Here is a 16,755-nt window from a genome sequence, read left to right as displayed (position 1 = left end):
AAATTTCCCGAGGAGATGAATCCGCCATGACCTCTCACACTTCCGCCATTAGGGACCTGCCCACCGTCCACGAGATTGCGGCGCAGGTCCGGGAGGGAAAGCTCAGCCCGGTCGACAGCGTGCAGCGCAGCCTTGATGCGATTAGCAGGCTGGACGGCGGGGTTCACGCTTTCCGCGAGGTGTGGGCGGGCCGCGCTCTGCAGGCGGCGCGGGACCTTGAGCAGCGCGAGGACCTCTCCCAGCTGCCGCTCGCAGGCGTGCCTTTTTCCCTGAAGGAGAACACGGTCCCGGAGAACCCGTTCGTGCGCCAGCTGACCAACGCCGGCGCGATTGCCGTGGGAACTACCGTGAACCCGCAGTTCTGCACGTGGGGTACGACGACGCTGCCGGGGCTGACTGTCGACAATCCGACGCTGCCGGGCCACACCCCGGGCGGGTCATCGGGAGGTTCGGCGGCGGCTGTCGCCGCGGGCATGGTCCCGTTCGCGCAGGGCAACGACGGCATGGGGTCGCTGCGCATCCCCGCGGCCTGCTGCGGCCTGTCGACGCTGAAGTCTACTCCGGGAATCATGCCGGGGCGTGTGGGCGGTACCGACTGGTTCGGCATGTCGGTCCACGGCGTGCTCACGGTCAACAACGAGGACCTGTGCCTGATCACCAAGGTGCTCACCGACGGCCTGGTGGATGCGGAAAACCCGGCGAAGACGCTGCCTGAGAACTTCGCCGTCAGCCTGGACACCACGGCGCCCGTTTTCGGGCTGAAAGCGGCGCCGGAGTACGTCGACGCGGCCCAGCAGGCGGCAAAGGTATTCGCGGACAACGGCTTCGTCGTCACTGAGAAGAAGATGCCGTATCCGCTGAACCCACTGCCGATGCTCGCGCGCTGGACCGCAGGTGTGGCGGACCAGCTCCGCTACGGTCCGCGCCCGGATCACCTGGAGTGGCGCAACCGCATCCACGCCCGCATCGGCCGCTCGCTGCGCTTCATTATCAACGACCGCCAGGTGGTGCGCGACCGAGCTCGCATCGAGCGGGAGCTGCCGGGCGATACCATCCTGATTACCCCGGCCCTGGCTAAGACCCCTCCGCGCAACCGGGCGTGGCACCGCATGCCGTGGATCGTGAACTTGCTATCCAACCTGCGGTTTACCCCTTACGCCTCAACGTGGAACTACCTTGGATTCCCGGCCGGAATCGTCGTGGAACCTGTTTCCGGGTTGCCGGTGCAGCTCATTGCACGACCGACCCAGGAACGCATCCTGCTTACCGCGATGGAGACCATCGCCAGTGGCGGCCGCATTGTCTAAACCCTTCTGGCCGGACCACAGCCCGCACTTTGTGACCATCCGCCATGCTGTCCGTTCCATGGCTCGACAGCAAGGGGCGGGGCTTGCAGGCGGTGTCGTCATCGGGCTTTCCGGCGGCGCGGACTCTCTCGCGCTCGTCGCTGGAGCATGCGCGGAAGCCTTCGGTCCGAAGGGGTCGCTTGCAGGCAAGAATGTCCACGCCGTCGTGGTCGATCACCAGCTCCAGGAGGGGTCCGCGGAGGTCGCCGAGCTTGCAGCCAACATCGCCCGCGGGATGGGGGCCACGGCGCAGGTAGTCGCGGTCGACATCGTTAGCGATTCTCCCCACGGCCCGGAGTACGAGGCGCGCATCGCGCGGCACCGGGTCTTACGCGAAATTACCAGGTCCCGCGGCGCGGCCCTGCTCCTTGCCCATACGCTGGACGACCAGGCCGAAACCGTTTTGCTGCGCCTGGCCCGGGGAGGCGGTCCGCAGGCGCTGTCCGCCATCCGCGCCGAGCTGATCTGGTCGGACGGGACTCGAATCCTGCGGCCGCTGCTCGGTGTGCGCCGTGCCGATACTCAGCTCTGCTGCGAAGAGCTGGGACTGAAGGTCTGGCACGACCCTCACAATTACGACGAACACTACGCCCGCGTCCGTGTGCGGCAGACGATCCTGCCGCTGCTCGAGCGGGAGCTGGGCCCGGGTGTCGCGGAGAACCTCGCCAAGACCGCGTCCATCGCCGCGGTGGACAACGATTTTTTGGATGCTCGCGCCGAGTCGGCGCTTGCGACGCTGCTGGGGGAGGGGGAAGCGTCGGCAAGCGCAGCTCTGCCCGTGCGAGGGGTGGCCGAGCTTGACGACGCAATCGCGGTGCGGGTCCTCGCGCGCTGGTTGAGGCGGGCGGGCGGGGAGCCCAGCAGCAAACAGATCGACATGGTCATGGCGCTGGTGCATCGCTATCACGGCCAGGGAGAAGTGCCGGTGACCCGTGCTCGTGGCGACGCTGCGCAGGCGCAGCCCGCAAGGGGCAGGTTGGTGGTTGCGAGAAAAGATGGCACTCTACAATTAGGTACGGCGGAAAGGAATAGCGATGCATGATGTAAAGGATTTCGACGTCCCCGCGAATCCCTATGGGGACGACGTGGAGGCAGTCCTCGTGCACGAGAAGGAATTGCACGATCGCATCGCGCAGATGGCTGCGCGCGTCAGCGAGAAGTACAAGGACAGCGAAGAGGACCTTATTCTCATCGCGGTTCTGAAGGGTGCAGTCTTCTTTATGACGGACTTTGCTCGCGAGCTGAGCATCCCCACTCAGATGGAGTTCATGGCGGTGTCCAGCTACGGCAATTCAGCGTCCTCCTCGGGCGTCGTGCGGATTCTGAAGGACCTGGACCGCGACATTGAGGGACGCGACGTCGTCATCGTTGAGGACATTATCGACTCCGGTCTGACCCTGTCCTGGCTGATGAAGAACCTGCGCAACCGCAACCCGCGTTCGCTGGAGGTCATCACCCTGCTGCGCAAGCCGGAGGCAGTGCGCACCAACCTCGAGGTGGCGGACATCGGGTTCGATATTCCGAACGAGTTCGTCATCGGTTACGGCCTCGACTACGCGGAGCGCTACCGCGACCTTCCGTACGTCGGCACGCTTCATCCGCGCGTCTACCAGAAGTAGCGGCGGGCGGTCAGCTACGCTCGTCGGCCCTTGCCCAGCGCCACGGCCTAGATTTATCGCGGGAAATGGAAACTAATTACGCCCTCGCGGCGTTGTAGTAGATGTGGGGTCAGGAGCACGAAGCCCTGGCCCCACTTTGCGTACCAATAATTGAACTGATTTATACCGATTTGTAAGTAGTAACGCCCAGTTAGTTACGACTTGTAGAGAGCGAAAAGCGAACCCACATATATGGACAAGAAAAAGGTGTTCCGGTTTGCCGCGATTGCCGGCATTATCCTGATCATTCTGTTTGCTGTTACGCGGCTGACGGATGATTCGCGGTCCTTCCGGGAGGTGGATACCTCGGTAGCCCTGACCCAGCTGGATAAGGGCAATGTTGCGGAGGCCCAGATTGATGACCGCGAGCAACGCCTGCGCTTAACCCTGAAGAAGGGCGTAGAGGTTAAGGGAACGAAGGATGTCACCAAGGTGATGGCCAAGTACCCGGCCCGCGCTACGGACCAGGTGTTCGACAAGGTCACCGCCGCTAAGGACATCGCGAAGTTCAACACGAAGGTCAACCAGGAATCCTTCCTGATGTCGACCTTGAGCTTCCTGCTGCCGATGGTGATTTTCTTCTTCGTCATCATGTTCTTCTTCAGCCGCATGCAGGGTGGCAAGAACGGCATGTTTGGGTTCGGTGGTAACCGCGCGAAGCTGCTGAATAAGGAAACTCCGACCAATACCTTCGCAGACGTCGCCGGTGCCGACGAGGCTGTTCAGGAGCTCGACGAGATCCGAGACTTCCTGCAGCACCCGGCCCGCTACGAGGAGCTGGGCGCGAAGATCCCGCGCGGCGTGCTGCTCTACGGCCCGCCCGGTACCGGTAAGACCCTGCTCGCCCGCGCAGTCGCGGGTGAGGCCGGCGTGCCCTTCTACACCATCTCCGGTTCCGACTTCGTCGAGATGTTCGTCGGTGTCGGTGCGTCCCGCGTCCGCGATCTGTTCAACCAGGCCAAGGACAACAGCCCCTGCATCATCTTCATCGACGAGATCGACGCTGTTGGCCGCCAGCGCGGCGCCGGCATGGGCGGAGGTCACGACGAGCGCGAGCAGACCCTGAACCAGCTCCTGGTGGAGATGGACGGCTTCGGCGACCGTCAGGGAATTATCATCATGGCGGCCACGAACCGCCCGGATATCCTGGACCCGGCTCTGCTGCGCCCGGGCCGCTTCGACCGCCAGATTCCGGTCGGCGCGCCGGACCTGAAGGGCCGCGAGGCGATTTTGAAGGTCCATGCCCGCAACAAGCCGCTGGGGCCGGACGCGGATCTGGAATCCCTGGCCAAGCGCACCGCGGGCATGTCCGGTGCTGACCTGCAGAATGTTCTGAACGAGGCCGCGCTGCTCACCGCCCGCGTCAACGGCAACATCATTACTGCCGACGCGCTGGAGGAAGCAGTCGATCGTGTTATTGGCGGCCCGCGTCGCACCTCGAAGGTCATCTCCGAGCAGGAGAAGAAGGTCACCGCCTACCACGAGGGCGGTCATACCCTCGCGGCCTGGGCGCTGAAGGACATCGAGCGAGTCTACAAGGTCACCATCCTGGCTCGCGGCCGCACCGGCGGCCACGCCATGACCGTGCCGGAGGATGACAAGGGCATGTACAACCTGCCTGAGCTCTTCGCCCGCCTGGTCTTCGCGATGGGCGGCCGTGCCGCCGAAGAGCTCGTCTTCGGCCTTCCGACGACCGGAGCGTCTGCGGATATCGAACAGGCGACCAAGATTGCCCGCGCGATGGTCACCGAGTACGGCATGGCGCCGGCACTCGGTCCGGTCAAGTACGGCGAAGAACAGGGCGACCCCTTCGTCGGGCGCGGCGGCAGCGGCTCGTTGGACTACTCGCCGCAGGTTGCGGCTCTGATTGATGAGCAGGTCCGCGGGCTGATCAACAAGGCCCACGACGAGGCCTACGCGATTCTGAAGGAAAACCGCGACACCCTGGATGTCCTGGCGGAGAAGCTTCTGGAGAAGGAGACACTGCGCCGCGCAGACCTCGAGGTCATCTTCACCGATGTGGTCCAGCGCGAACGCTTGAACTTCTTCGACACCGACTCCAAGCACCCGGCCGACGGTCGCGAGCCGGTCAAAACTCCGGTGGAGCTAGCCATCGAACGCGGCGAAGAGCCCCCGAAGCGCACCAACATCTTCGCTCCGGTGCGTCGCGAAAAGCCAGCCACTGAACTGGCCTCGGATGGCAGCGGCAAGGCCGACGGAAACTCAGCAGCTGCACCTCCGGCAACCGGCGGAAGTGCTCAGCAGCCGCTGGGCCAGGGGCAGGACCGCCCGAACGTTCCGGTCTACGGCGGCACGCCGCCGCCTGCAGGTTGGACGGCACCGGGCTGGCCTCCGAAGGAGACGCGGCAGGACAAGTCGCAGTCTTCGCAAGCCCCGCAGTCTCCGGATGCCCCGGCTGCCCCGCCGCATCCGGGTGCCGCTAACTACCCGGTAAGCGGCGGCCCTGCGAGCATTCCTGCGCCGCCGGCGATGCCGGGGTCGGAACGTGGCACCCGCGGCAGGCACGCCAAGCAGGACGAGGAATCGTCGGCAAGCGATGCGACTCCGACCACGGTGATCCCCGCGACGGGGAGCCAGCCCCGCGAGCTGCGTGGCTTCCGACTGCCAGACAATGAGCAGCCGGACCACGAAAATCACCAAAATCACGCTAAGAACGATGACGCGCGTGGCGGAGACCAGGGCGCTGCGGACAAGAATCAGGAGTCGTAAAAACTCGTCATGGAGGAAAACTTCGATCAGGCACGGGCCGAGGCAGCGGTCCGCGAGTTGCTGCTGGCCGTGGGCGAGGACCCCGACCGCGAGGGGCTGCTGGAGACCCCGGCGCGCGTGGCGCGGGCGTACCGCGAGATTTTTGCGGGCCTGTACACGGACCCATCCGAGGTGTTGGCCAAGACCTTTAGTGAGGACCATCAGGAGCTCGTCCTGGTCAAGGACATCCCGATTTACTCCACGTGCGAGCATCACCTGGTTCCATTTTTTGGGGTAGCACATATCGGCTATATCCCAGGCAAGGACGGCAAAGTCACGGGTCTTTCCAAGCTGGCCCGGCTCGTCGATCTCTACGCCAAGCGCCCACAGGTTCAGGAGCGGCTGACCAGCCAGGTCGCGGACGCGATTGTGGAGAAGCTCGACCCGGCATCGGCCATCGTGGTTATCGAATGCGAACACCTGTGTATGGCAATGCGCGGCATCCGCAAGCCGGGCGCTACCACGGTGACCTCCGCCGTCCGGGGTGGCTTCAAGTCAGACGCGCGTTCCCGCGCCGAGGCGATGGCGCTAATCCGGAAAAACTAGCGAACTTCTTTCAACCGCAGTATCGATTCTCGAATAGGGGAGTAGGCGACCAAAAGGTGACTGAGACAGGGGCAGCGGCGCGCTGCAAGGTGATGGGCATCGTCAATGTGACGGAGGACAGCTTCTCCGACGGCGGGATGTACAACACCTTCGACGCGGCGGTTTCCCATGCGCACGAGCTGCTCGCGCAGGGCGCTGACATCATCGATGTGGGAGGCGAGTCGACCCGCCCGGGCGCGCATCGCGTCGGCGAGGTCGAGGAGATTGGCCGGGTGGAACCGGTCGTTCGCGAGCTGGCCGCCGAGGGGCACCTGGTCAGTGTCGACACCATGCGCGCCTCCGTCGCCGAGGCCGCAATCGAGGCTGGCGCTGCGCTCATCAACGACGTCTCCGGAGGGTTGGCCGACCCCAACATGCTCCGCGTATGTGCCGCCGGTGACATCCCCGTCTGCCTGATGCACTGGAAGACTGACCGCTTCGGTTCCGCCTCCGGCCGCTCCTCCACCCACCCCGCCGGGATCCTCGCCGATGTCACCGAGCACCTCTCGAGGCTTGCCGACGACGCCCTGGCCGCCGGCGTGCTGGAGGAAAACATCATCCTCGATCCAGGGCTGGGCTTCGCCAAGAACGCCGACGACAACTGGGCCCTCCTCCACGGTCTGCCGGAGATCATCGACCTTGGATTCCCCGTGCTGGTCGGTGCCTCCCGCAAGCGGTTTGTGGCCTCGCTGGATGGGCACGCCCGCAAACCCCAGGACGCGGACGCGGCAACCGCCGCGATTTCCACGCTGTCGGCGGCCGCGGGGGCGTGGGCAGTCCGCGTTCACAATGTCCCCTTCAGCCTCGACGCGGTGCGGGTCGTCTCGGCGTGGACAGCAGGTCGTGCGCTTGGCGGGGCTACGGCCTCGGGGGATTACCCGGAAGGCGGGGGAAACCAGGCCGCTACCAGCAGCGAAAGCACGACCGAAAGCACAACCGAAGGAGCCTGACACATCCATGGCAGATCGCATTGAACTGAAAGGGCTCAAGGCCCGCGGCTTCCACGGCTGTTTCGACCACGAGCGCCGCGACGGGCAGGACTTCTCCTGCGATGTCACCCTCTGGCTGGATTTCCGGCAGGCCGCTCGCACCGATGACCTCGACAACACCGTCGACTATGGAGCCGTTGCCCAGCGCGCCCACGCGATTATGACCGGCGAGCCGCGAAACCTCATCGAGACGGTCGCCACCGACATCGCCGAGGCTCTTCTCGCCGACGACGACGCCCGCGCCGACCGCGGCCTTGCCCCGCTTCTGCACGCCGTCGAGGTCACGATTCACAAGCCGCATGCGCCGATTCCCCTCGACTTCGAGGACGCCGCTGTGACCGCGCGCCGCTCCCGAAAGGGCAGGGCTTCATGATTCGGGCGGTGCTGTCGATTGGGGCTAATCTCGGGCAGGCGCGGCAGCGTCTCGCCGAGGTATTCGAATATTTCGGCTCCGAGACCGTCGCCGCGTCCCGGATCTTTACGACTGCCCCGTGGGGAGGCGTTGAGCAGGGAGATTTTCTCAACGCGATTCTGATTGTGGAAACTTCGCGTACGCCGATGCAGTTGCTCGAAGCCGGCTGGGAGTTGGAAAATGCCGCCGGGCGTACCCGCGAGGTCAAGTGGGGGCCGCGCACGCTGGATGTCGACATCGTCCAGGTCATTGACCTAGATAGCGGGCGGGAAGTCATCGCGGACGACGAAACCCTGACGCTGCCGCACCCGTGGGCGGCCCAGCGTGCCTTTGTTCTCGTACCCTGGTTGGATGCCGATCCGGACGCTACTTTGAAGGGTGTGCGGGTGCGAGATCTCGTCGGCAAGCTAGACCCGGGCGAGGTCGCGGAGGTGCGCGCCGAGGGCACGGCGAGCATCGGAAGCACTGGGAGCTCCGGGAGCGCCGGGTAGCGGCCCGGAGTTAGCGAAGGGAATACGAATGAAACCGACATCCCCGTTGACGTTGTTGGCAGTGGCGGTGTTACTTGCTGGCTGCTCGTGGATTATTCTCGACCGCTTTTTCGCGGATTTGGGCCCGCGAAGCTGGTGGGATCTCGGTTTCCCGTGGGTTCTCACCGCGGTGTGTGTTGCTGCTGGGCGCTGGATTAAGAAGGTGCTTGACGACGGCCGTGTCGGCCAGGATCGCAGTCAGGTGCAGCCGCTGACGCTATCTCGTTGGTGTGTGGTGGGCTCGTCGGCTGCATGGCTCGGGGCGATTCTCGCCGGTCTTTACCTCGGCGGTGTCGCGTGGGCGGTGCCGCAGTGGCCAGATCTCGCCGCAGCCCAGTCGGATGGTCCAATCATGATTGTGGGGTGCGTGTCGGGCGTGCTGCTGTCCGCAGCCGGGCTGTGGTTGGAAAAAGTGTGCCAATTGCCCTCTGATGGCGAAAATTCTCCTCCACCTACCGGGGATATGGGGCCTTCATCGGTAGGGTGGAGTTATGACTGACTTTCCAAACGCCGGCAACGACCCGAAGCAGTCGGAAAATGCCCCTTTTGATGACTCCCCCGAGGCAATCGCTAATGGCCGGGGCTCCGCCGAAGAATTAGCAGAGCCCACGGTTTCCGGCCCGGATGCGCAACCCGTGTCGGAAAACCCCGGGAACCCGGAGAGCAAGGAGACAATGACCGAGAAGACAGCGGTCATCCTGATGATTGCGCTGCTCGTTCTCGCGGTCCTGGCTAGCGTGGTCATGCTCTTCGCAACTTCTACGGGCTGGATGAAGATTGCGGTGCTCTTCGCGCTGTGGTCCGCAGTCATCGGCGCTGTGTTGGTGACCCGGTACCGCAAAACTATTGCCGCGGATCGCGACCGTCTGGAGACCATCGAGCAGCTCCACCAGGTTGAGCTCGACCGCGAGCTGGCCACTCACCGCGAGCAGGAGCTGATTCTGGAGCAGAATTACCTCGACTCGCTCGAGGGCAATAACGACGAGTCGATTGCCGCGCTGCGCGCTGAGATTTTCGCGCTGCGCGAGCAGCTGGCCCAGTTCATGGGCGAGGAGTTCGACGATGAGCAGGTTGCCCTGCGCGCCCGCGCCGAACGCCTGCGCGAGCTGGACGCTCCGCAGCAGTCCTCTCCGATGAAGGATCCGGTTGGCAACGATCGTCCCGAGCCCCGCGCCACCGCACATCGCGCCGAGATGACCGCCAATGGCGCGGTCGGCGTGCATACCCAGCACGGCGTCCAGGGCTCCCCGGTCGAGGAGGCAGAGGACACCAACATCCAGTCCGAGTTCAAGCCCTCCGGTTCCCCGGTTGACGTCTCTGAGGTCGCAGCCGAGGCTAAGGAAAGCAACAAGGACGATGCCAAGGGCGGCGCTAAGGAACCGGAGGACAAGAAGTTCTCCACGGATACCTTCCGGGCAATTCACTGGCAGGAAACCCCGGGCGGCCAGGAAGACGCCGACTGGTCCAGCAAGGAGGCCGAGGATCCGACTCGTCAGCTCCAGGCCATCACTGACGATGAGGTCGATTCCGAAGAGTCCTCTCGCCACGGCCGCCGCCGCGCGGAGGATCACAAAAATGGTCTGACCGTCGCCGAGCTGATAGCCCAGATGCGCAAGAAGTAAAGAGCCGCCCCGGTAGAGCCCCGGTAGAACCAACGGCTTTTCGTCTAACCTGTCAGTCATGACGCAAAGCCACCATCCCCATCGCACAACAGCGCCAAGGTTGTCGGTGGGGATTATTTCTGCCGGAAGAGTCGGAACCGCCCTCGGCGAGGCCCTATTGCGCTGCGGCCACCGCGTGACCCACGTTGTGGCGCGCTCCGACGAGTCCTCCACCAGGGCTCGTCTCCGGCTTGCCGACGCCCGCCTGGCCACCGTGGCAGAGACGGCCGCCGCTTGCGAGCTCATCTTTATCGCGGTGCCAGATAGGTCGGTCGCCGAAGTCGCCTCCGAGGTGGCTTTGCACGTCGGACCTGGAAAGATTGTTGTGCACACTGCGGGCTCCATGGGACGTGCAGTGCTGGATGAGGTCGCGCTGACCGGCGCCCTGACTATCGCAGCGCACCCGGCGATGACTTTCGCCGGGCTTTCGGACGATGCCGACCGCCTGTCCGGCTGCCCCTGGGGAGTGACGGTCGGCGACGAATTGGCCCGCACCGTCGCGGAGCTGCTGATCGGCGAGCTGGGTGGCCGTCCGGTGTTCATCGACGAGCGTCACAGGGGCCTGTATCACGCAGCGATGGCTCACGGCTCCAATGGGCTCGGAGCCGTGGTGGCCGACGCGGTGGAGATGCTAGCGCAGACAATCGGTGCCAGCGACGCTTCAACCCCCGATTTCACGGATGCTGAACGCCGCAGGCAGGCAGCCGCTCTGCTCACCCCGCTGCTGGAGGCTTCCTTGGAAAACGCCCTGAAGTGGGGCGCCCGCGGGCTCACGGGCCCGGTGACGCGCGATGACGTGGAGACCGTCGTAAAGCACGAGGCGGAGATTGGCAGGGCGCATCCGGGCGCGAGCGAGGCCTACCGTTCGCTGGCAGCGCGAATCGCGCATATGAGGGGTGCCAGCGGAGTGCTGAGGCATCTCAAGGGGTGGGAGTAAGTGGTGCTGGGACAGGTAGCGTAAGGTATGTCCGTCGATACCAATTCGGCCGATACTAATTCGGAGGAATCATGACGGGCTACGCCGCCGGAGAAACTACAGTTCACAACACAATTGCGGGGATTTCCCAGGTGACGCGTGCTCTGCGCAAAACCGGGCGTCCTGTGGTGCTGGTGCCGACGATGGGCGCACTCCACGCGGGGCACCTGGAACTGGTGGAGGCCGCGAAGACCCTCCCGCGTGCGGTGGTGGTTGTGTCCATCTTCGTGAACCCGCTGCAGTTCGGTGAGGGGGAGGACTTCGACGCCTACCCGCGCGCCCTCGACGAGGACGTGGAGAAGCTGCGCGCCGCCGGCGTCGAGCTGGTCTTCGCCCCCAGTGCGAACGAGATGTACCCGAATGGTTTCCGCACCACCGTGGCACCCGGCCCGCTCGCCGACGAGCTGGAGGGTGCCACTCGCCCGGGGCACTTCGCGGGTGCGCTGACGGTTGTCAACAAGCTTTTCAACATCACCAACTGCACCGATGCCGTATTCGGCGAGAAGGACTATCAGCAGCTGGCGCTGATGCAGCAGATGGTGACCGACCTGAACATGCCGGTGCAGCTCCACGGTGTCCCCGTGATTCGCGAGGCCGACGGCCTGGCGATGAGCTCCCGCAACCGCTACCTCTCCGAGACTGACCGCGAGGTGGCCGTGACCCTATCCGCGGCGCTGACCGCGGGTGCCTTCGTCGGCGACCGTGGGGCCGCCGCTGTGCTGGAGACCGCCCGCGGGGTGCTGGATAGTCGGCCCGAGGTCGACGTGGATTACCTCGAGCTGCGCGCCGCCAACCTCGCAGAGCTTTCCGACTACGAGTTCTCCGGCGCTGCTGGCGAGTTAGAGGCGCGGCTGCTGGTCGCGGCCCGCGTAGGCACCACCCGGCTAATCGACAACGTCGGCGTGATTCTGGGCGCACCGCGCCCGGACTCGGTCGCAGGTGGCGTTGCGGGCAGCGCTGCTCTCGGCCGGGAGAGCGCCGAAATCGCATCGGCGGCCCTGGCTGCGGCAGGCTTTGACGGGGAGCTGACCGAGGAAGAGGCCGCGGAGCTTGCGGTGCTGCAGGACAAGGTACGCAAGGCGCGCGAGGCCCGGCTGGCTGACGAAGCAAGCAGGGAAAATCTAAAGAATGCTGGATTCGGCGAGGATAAGCAGTAGTATTCTCGGTTGCCGTGGCTCCGACTTGCGGAGCCCACAGGTTTTAAGGTTTTCACGACCACGATTTCCGGGCGACGGGCGCTCGGTTAACCCGGAGGGACCCACCTTTTCATGTTCCGCACAATGCTGAAGTCGAAGATTCACCGCGCAACGGTGACGCAGGCGGACCTTCACTACGTCGGTTCGTGCACCATCGACGAAGATCTGATGGAGGCCGCGAACCTTCTTGAGGGGGAGGCCGTCGACATTGTCGACATCAACAACGGCAACCGTTTGACCACCTACTGCATCACCGGCGAGCGGGGTTCCGGCATCATCTCAATCAACGGTGCGGCAGCGCGCCTGATTTCTCCCGGCGATCTTGTGATCATCATTGGTTACGGGATGATGGACGATGCCGAGGCACGTACCTATCAGCCGGATGTCATCTTCGTCGACGAGAACAACAAGATGCTGGAGGCCGGCCACGACCCGGCCGATGTGCCCGAAGGCTCCGATCTGAAGGACCCTCGCCACCCGGAGCAGTGAGTTAACTCACTGTTTAACTTACTGCCACGAGGTTGTCATTAAATCCTCATGTGGCGGCAATTTTTGCGAAACTGGGTGTCAATACAGAGGTCCTAGCTTTTTAAGGGATTTAAACGGTCCTGAGAAATCCCCAAGATTTTATAAAGCTAGATAAGGCGGTCTACCCGTGGTTCGCATCGGTAAGAATCTGCTGTCGAGTGCGTTTGCTACCTCGCGCAGCTCCCTGACCTGTACCTACAAGTGCGGCAATGCATGTGCCGAGGATGCTCCCAACGAGTTCTCCTCGAACGAGTACTTCGGTGATGTTGCTCAGCAGGCTTTCTCGCAGCGCGCATACTCTCGCCGTGCGGCGCTGAAGGTTACCGGCGCCGGTGCTCTGGCACTGGGCGGCAGCGCAGTTCTGGCGGCCTGCTCGACTGACGGTTCTGGCGCTGCTTCTGGCGAGTCCAGCGCCTCGAGTTCTAACGGCTCAAGCGCTCCTGCATCAAATGGCGAGTCCCCGGAGGGCATGCGCTTCCAGCCAGTCGCGCCGAATAAGGAAGATGCTGTTGTCGTTGCGGACGGCTACGAGCAGAAGCTCCTGATCCGCTGGGGAGACCCCATCCACGAGGGCGGTCCGGAGTTCAACTTCGACAAGCAGACCGCCGAAAACCAGAAGGTTCAATTCGGCTTCAACAATGACTTCGCAGGCCTGATCAAGGCCGCAGACGGCACTCTCCTCTACGTCTGCTCCCACGAGTACACCACGGAGCCGATGATGTTCCGCGGCTATGACAAGGAGAAGGCCACCAAGGAGCAGGTGGATATCGGACTGGCTGCCCACGGCCACACCGTCCTCGCAGTCGAGGAGGATGAAAAGGGCTTCCTGAAACCAATCCTGTCCGACAAGCGCAACCGCCGCATCACCGGCTTCACCGAGTTCACCGTGGACGGCCCGGCAGCCGGCCACGAACTGCTGAAGACCAAGGCCGACCCGACCGGCATGAAGGTTGAGGGCACCCTGAACAACTGCTCCGGTGGCGTCACCCCGTGGGGAACCTTCCTGTCGGGGGAGGAAAATGTTGACCAGTACTTTGGCAACGTCGGCAAGCTCGACGACGAGGAGCTTACGAAGAAGCTAAAGCGCTACTCGGTGAAGAACAAGGAAACCTCCGACCGCGGCTGGGAGAAACACTACGACCGCTTCGACGTGTCGAAGGAGCCGAACGAGCCGAACCGCTTCTTCTGGCTGGTCGAGGTCGATCCCTCCGACCCGAACTCCACGCCGGTTAAGCACACCGCCGTCGGCCGTTTCAAGCACGAAGCCGGCCAGATTCACGTCACGGATGACGGCACGGTCGTCTGCTACTCGGGCGATGATGAGCGCTTCGAGTACATCTACAAGTTTGTTTCCTCCCGCAAGATCAAGGAGGGCGACACCAAGCACAACATGGGGATTCTCTCGGAGGGCACGCTCTACGTCGGCAAGTTCGACGGAAACTCGGAAGACGAGATCGACGGCTCCGGCGAGCTGCCGGCCGACGGTAAGTTCGACGGCACCATCGAGTGGCTGCCGCTGATGACCGCGAAGGCCGACGGCAACCACGAGTCGCATGTTGATGGAATGAGCGCCGAAGAGGTCTGCGTCTACTCCCGCCTGGCCGGCGACAAGGTCGGGGCTACCCGCATGGACCGCCCGGAGGATATCGAGGCATCTCCCAAGACCGGCAAGGTCTACGCTGCGCTGACCAACAACAAATACCGCGGCAAGGCTGGCGCGAAGGATGACAAGGGCAAGGAGCGCACCGACGGTGCTGGCCGCCCGCTGGACAAGGCCATCGAGGTCGCCCCGATCACCGAGAACAAGAACGGCCTGGTCCTGGAGATGGAAGACGACCACGCCGGAACTAAGGGCAAGTGGAACCTGCTGCTCGTCTGCGGCGACCCGAACGAGGCCTACTCCTACTTCGGTGGCTTCGACAAGGGTTCCGTCTCTCCGATTTCCTGCCCGGACAACCTGGTATTCGACGAGTACGGAAACCTCTGGATTTCCACCGACGGCAACGCCCTGAAGTCCAACGATGGCCTCTACGCAGTGGCCGTGGAGGGCGAGCGTCGCGGTGAGACCAAGTGCTTCCTGACCGTCCCGACCGCCGCCGAGACCTGCGGTCCGATGGTCGAGTCCAACCGCGTCATGGTCAACGTCCAGCACCCGGGCGAGATTGAGACCGACCAGGGCCACCCGACCGAGGAGGGCCTGGACCCGATTTCCAAGCCGACCTCGCACTGGCCGGACGGCGGCGATGCTCAGCCGCGCCCCGCGGTTGTACAGGTCGTCCGCTCCGGCGGCGGCAAGATTGGTGCATAGTGGAAATCGCGCGTAGCAGCGTGTAACAGCGCGTAGTCCTCACGCGGCGCGTCTCGAACGAAAAGTACTGTTCGATGACGCGCCGCGTTTTTGTTCGGTAGAAAAGTATTAATTGGGCGTTTCTTTAGCGCCCCCGCACTATCGATGGGATTAACCCTAGTGAACAGCATCGTCATAATCGGCATCATCCTCGTTGTCATCGGCGTCATCGTCGTTGTCGTAGCACGTCGGAATACCCAGGTTCCGGGCTCCGATCGGGAGCGTTTTGTCGATCCGCTGATGACCGACGAGTATCGCAAGTACGGCCCGACCTCTGTCGCGCCGGGCGCAATCCTGAACTACGGCGGTTCCTCCCATGTCGTGCGCGGATCGCTTGAGCTTTCTCAGGGGCCGTTCCGTTGGTGGGAACACCTCGTCGACGGGGGCGCGGATGGCTCCTGGTTCGGTGTCGAGGAAGATGAGGGCGAGGTCATCCTCACTTGGTGGCGCAAGCTCCCGGGCAGCTTCGAGCCAGCGAATCCCATGGTCGTCGACGGCGTGGAGTATTGGGAGGAGGAGCGGGGAACCGCTCGCTACACCGCTATCGGCACGACCGGGCTGCCGCCGGAGGGGTCTACGGACTTTGTCGATTACAAGTCCGGTGACGGTCGCTTGCTCGGGTTGGAACGCTACGGTGACTCGTCGTGGGAAGCATCGACCGGCATCAGAATCCTTCCCGGTGAAATCGATGTTCTGGCAGCTCCGGATCACAATCCGGGCACTGACAAGCGCTAGCGGCGGCCTCTATGTCTCTGGCAGTTCTCGACGTTGCGTTCAAGGACACCGCGGCGGAGCAGCTCCGCGTGGCCATTGACGGCCCCGTCCCGGGCACCCTCTGTGAGAAGGTCATCTCTCACCCCGACGGCGTCACACCGCCGCTGACTCTGGGAGTGCTCGGCGCGTCGCATGTGGTTTTCGTCGGCAAGCGGGAGTCGCCCCACTTTGCCGAAGAGGTCTCGTGTACCGCTGCGGACGGTGTTCCGCTGACTCGGGCGGGCGCCGCCGTGGAAGCTCGTGTGGAGCGTCTCTCGCCGGAAGTCTTCGTCCAGCGCACAGATGCTTTACGACGCGAACTCGGCGCAGGTCATCCCCGTTCAGTCGTCGCGGAGTTTCCAGGTTCTCCCGGGGCGATGACCGTGTTATCCGCGGAGCCGATAGAGCGGGGGTATCGCTGGGAGACTTGGCATGGATACCCTCCGGTGCAGATTGTGTGGACGTCGAATACTTGGACTGATGTCGGCGGTGTTCAAGGGGCAAAAGCAGACAGCGTAAAGGAAGGGGGCCTGAGCATATGGGACGCGAAAATATCGGCTACGCGTTAATTGTGGTTGGCGTTGCGGTCTCTCTTATCGGCTACTTCGTGGGTGGAAAGTCGGCGGAGGAACGGATTAGCGAGCGTTATCAGTCCGCGCCCGGCGCAGCCTCTGCCATGCAGACCAGCAACGGGATTGACCGGCGCTGGACCTGCGGCGACCGCGACCCCATCGAAGTGGGGCGCGAGCTGCGCGATGAAATCAGGCCGCAGGCCTACAGCGAAAATGGAGGGGCGGCGTACTTAAGGACGAAGAACTACCTGTTCATTGTCTCGCGCCAGGCTCCTGAGGCAGGGTCGAAGGACACGTGCTTGATAACTAGAGAATCACTGGGTGGCCGCTACTCGGGCGGACACTTCATCTACCTTGGCCCCGGTTTTGGACCCTCCGCTCCCTCGGGCGGTTCGGGCGGATCGGCCGGATCTTTCGGAGGAGCGAAATAATC

The 16,755-nt window shown here is 63.7% G+C and carries 16 protein-coding genes and 1 pseudogene; all 17 read left to right on the top strand.

Going from position 1 to position 16,755, the window contains the following annotated elements:
• Positions 1-26: 26 nt before the first annotated feature.
• The 17 genes and pseudogenes from CLAC_RS10650 (at position 27) to CLAC_RS10570 (ending at position 16,753) form a co-directional block, all read left to right on the top strand.
• Entirely contained in the window at positions 27-1,307 is a 1,281-nt protein-coding gene (locus CLAC_RS10650; protein WP_053412900.1) for an amidase family protein, read from the top strand.
• Positions 1,308-1,365: 58 nt separating this feature from the next.
• Complete coding sequence (gene tilS, locus CLAC_RS10645; RefSeq protein ID WP_053413410.1) at positions 1,366-2,388, top strand: tRNA lysidine(34) synthetase TilS; 1,023 nt, start codon at positions 1,366-1,368, stop codon at positions 2,386-2,388.
• On the top strand, positions 2,381-2,965 hold the full coding sequence (gene hpt / locus CLAC_RS10640; protein ID WP_053412899.1) for a hypoxanthine phosphoribosyltransferase: 585 nt from the start codon (positions 2,381-2,383) through the stop codon (positions 2,963-2,965). Before tilS ends, hpt begins: the two co-directional genes overlap by 8 nt.
• Positions 2,966-3,196: 231 nt before the next feature.
• Positions 3,197-5,734 carry an ATP-dependent zinc metalloprotease FtsH gene (gene ftsH / locus CLAC_RS10635; protein ID WP_082313369.1) on the top strand — a complete coding sequence of 846 codons (2,538 nt, stop codon included), beginning with the start codon at positions 3,197-3,199 and terminating at the stop codon, positions 5,732-5,734.
• A 9-nt stretch (positions 5,735-5,743) separates the two neighbouring features.
• Complete coding sequence (folE, locus tag CLAC_RS10630) at positions 5,744-6,319, top strand: GTP cyclohydrolase I FolE (RefSeq protein ID WP_053412898.1); 576 nt, start codon at positions 5,744-5,746, stop codon at positions 6,317-6,319.
• Positions 6,320-6,411: 92 nt separating this feature from the next.
• On the top strand, positions 6,412-7,308 hold the full coding sequence (folP, locus tag CLAC_RS10625) for a dihydropteroate synthase (protein ID WP_053412897.1): 897 nt from the start codon (positions 6,412-6,414) through the stop codon (positions 7,306-7,308).
• 7 nt (positions 7,309-7,315) lie between these two features.
• Positions 7,316-7,720: a dihydroneopterin aldolase gene (gene folB / locus CLAC_RS10620; RefSeq protein ID WP_053412896.1), complete on the top strand. Its 405-nt coding sequence runs from the start codon at positions 7,316-7,318 to the stop codon at positions 7,718-7,720.
• The gene (gene folK / locus CLAC_RS10615; RefSeq protein WP_053412895.1) at positions 7,717-8,250 is read left to right on the top strand and encodes a 2-amino-4-hydroxy-6-hydroxymethyldihydropteridine diphosphokinase; all 534 of its coding nucleotides are present in this window, start codon (positions 7,717-7,719) and stop codon (positions 8,248-8,250) included. The genes folB and folK overlap by 4 nt, the downstream gene beginning before the upstream one ends.
• 28 nt (positions 8,251-8,278) lie before the next feature.
• The gene (locus tag CLAC_RS10610; protein WP_053412894.1) at positions 8,279-8,788 is read left to right on the top strand and encodes a DUF3180 domain-containing protein; all 510 of its coding nucleotides are present in this window, start codon (positions 8,279-8,281) and stop codon (positions 8,786-8,788) included.
• A complete protein-coding gene (locus CLAC_RS10605; RefSeq protein WP_053412893.1) occupies positions 8,781-9,911 on the top strand; it encodes a DUF6779 domain-containing protein in 1,131 nt (376 codons plus the stop codon). The genes CLAC_RS10610 and CLAC_RS10605 overlap by 8 nt, the downstream gene beginning before the upstream one ends.
• Before the next feature lie 58 nt (positions 9,912-9,969).
• The gene (locus tag CLAC_RS10600) at positions 9,970-10,887 is read left to right on the top strand and encodes a Rossmann-like and DUF2520 domain-containing protein (protein WP_053412892.1); all 918 of its coding nucleotides are present in this window, start codon (positions 9,970-9,972) and stop codon (positions 10,885-10,887) included.
• 71 nt (positions 10,888-10,958) lie between these two features.
• Positions 10,959-11,888 (top strand): annotated as a pseudogene (gene panC / locus CLAC_RS10595) (pantoate--beta-alanine ligase); the annotation flags it as partial.
• A 306-nt stretch (positions 11,889-12,194) separates the two neighbouring features.
• On the top strand, positions 12,195-12,611 hold the full coding sequence (gene panD, locus CLAC_RS10590; RefSeq protein WP_053412890.1) for an aspartate 1-decarboxylase: 417 nt from the start codon (positions 12,195-12,197) through the stop codon (positions 12,609-12,611).
• A gap of 166 nt (positions 12,612-12,777) precedes the next feature.
• A complete protein-coding gene (locus CLAC_RS10585; RefSeq protein ID WP_053412889.1) occupies positions 12,778-14,958 on the top strand; it encodes a PhoX family protein in 2,181 nt (726 codons plus the stop codon).
• 159 nt (positions 14,959-15,117) lie between these two features.
• Positions 15,118-15,732, top strand: coding sequence for a DUF4178 domain-containing protein (locus CLAC_RS10580; RefSeq protein WP_053412888.1), 615 nt, complete (start codon positions 15,118-15,120; stop codon positions 15,730-15,732).
• Positions 15,733-15,743: 11 nt separating this feature from the next.
• Positions 15,744-16,319 carry a DUF2617 family protein gene (locus tag CLAC_RS10575; protein WP_053412887.1) on the top strand — a complete coding sequence of 192 codons (576 nt, stop codon included), beginning with the start codon at positions 15,744-15,746 and terminating at the stop codon, positions 16,317-16,319.
• Positions 16,289-16,753: a DUF4247 domain-containing protein gene (locus CLAC_RS10570; protein WP_053412886.1), complete on the top strand. Its 465-nt coding sequence runs from the start codon at positions 16,289-16,291 to the stop codon at positions 16,751-16,753. Before CLAC_RS10575 ends, CLAC_RS10570 begins: the two co-directional genes overlap by 31 nt.
• Positions 16,754-16,755: the final 2 nt, after the last annotated feature.

The organism is Corynebacterium lactis RW2-5 (genome assembly GCF_001274895.1).
Lineage (GTDB): Bacteria > Actinomycetota > Actinomycetes > Mycobacteriales > Mycobacteriaceae > Corynebacterium > Corynebacterium lactis.
The sequence above is the reverse complement of the archived record's forward strand: the minus strand, read 5'-3'. Positions and strand labels throughout refer to the sequence as shown.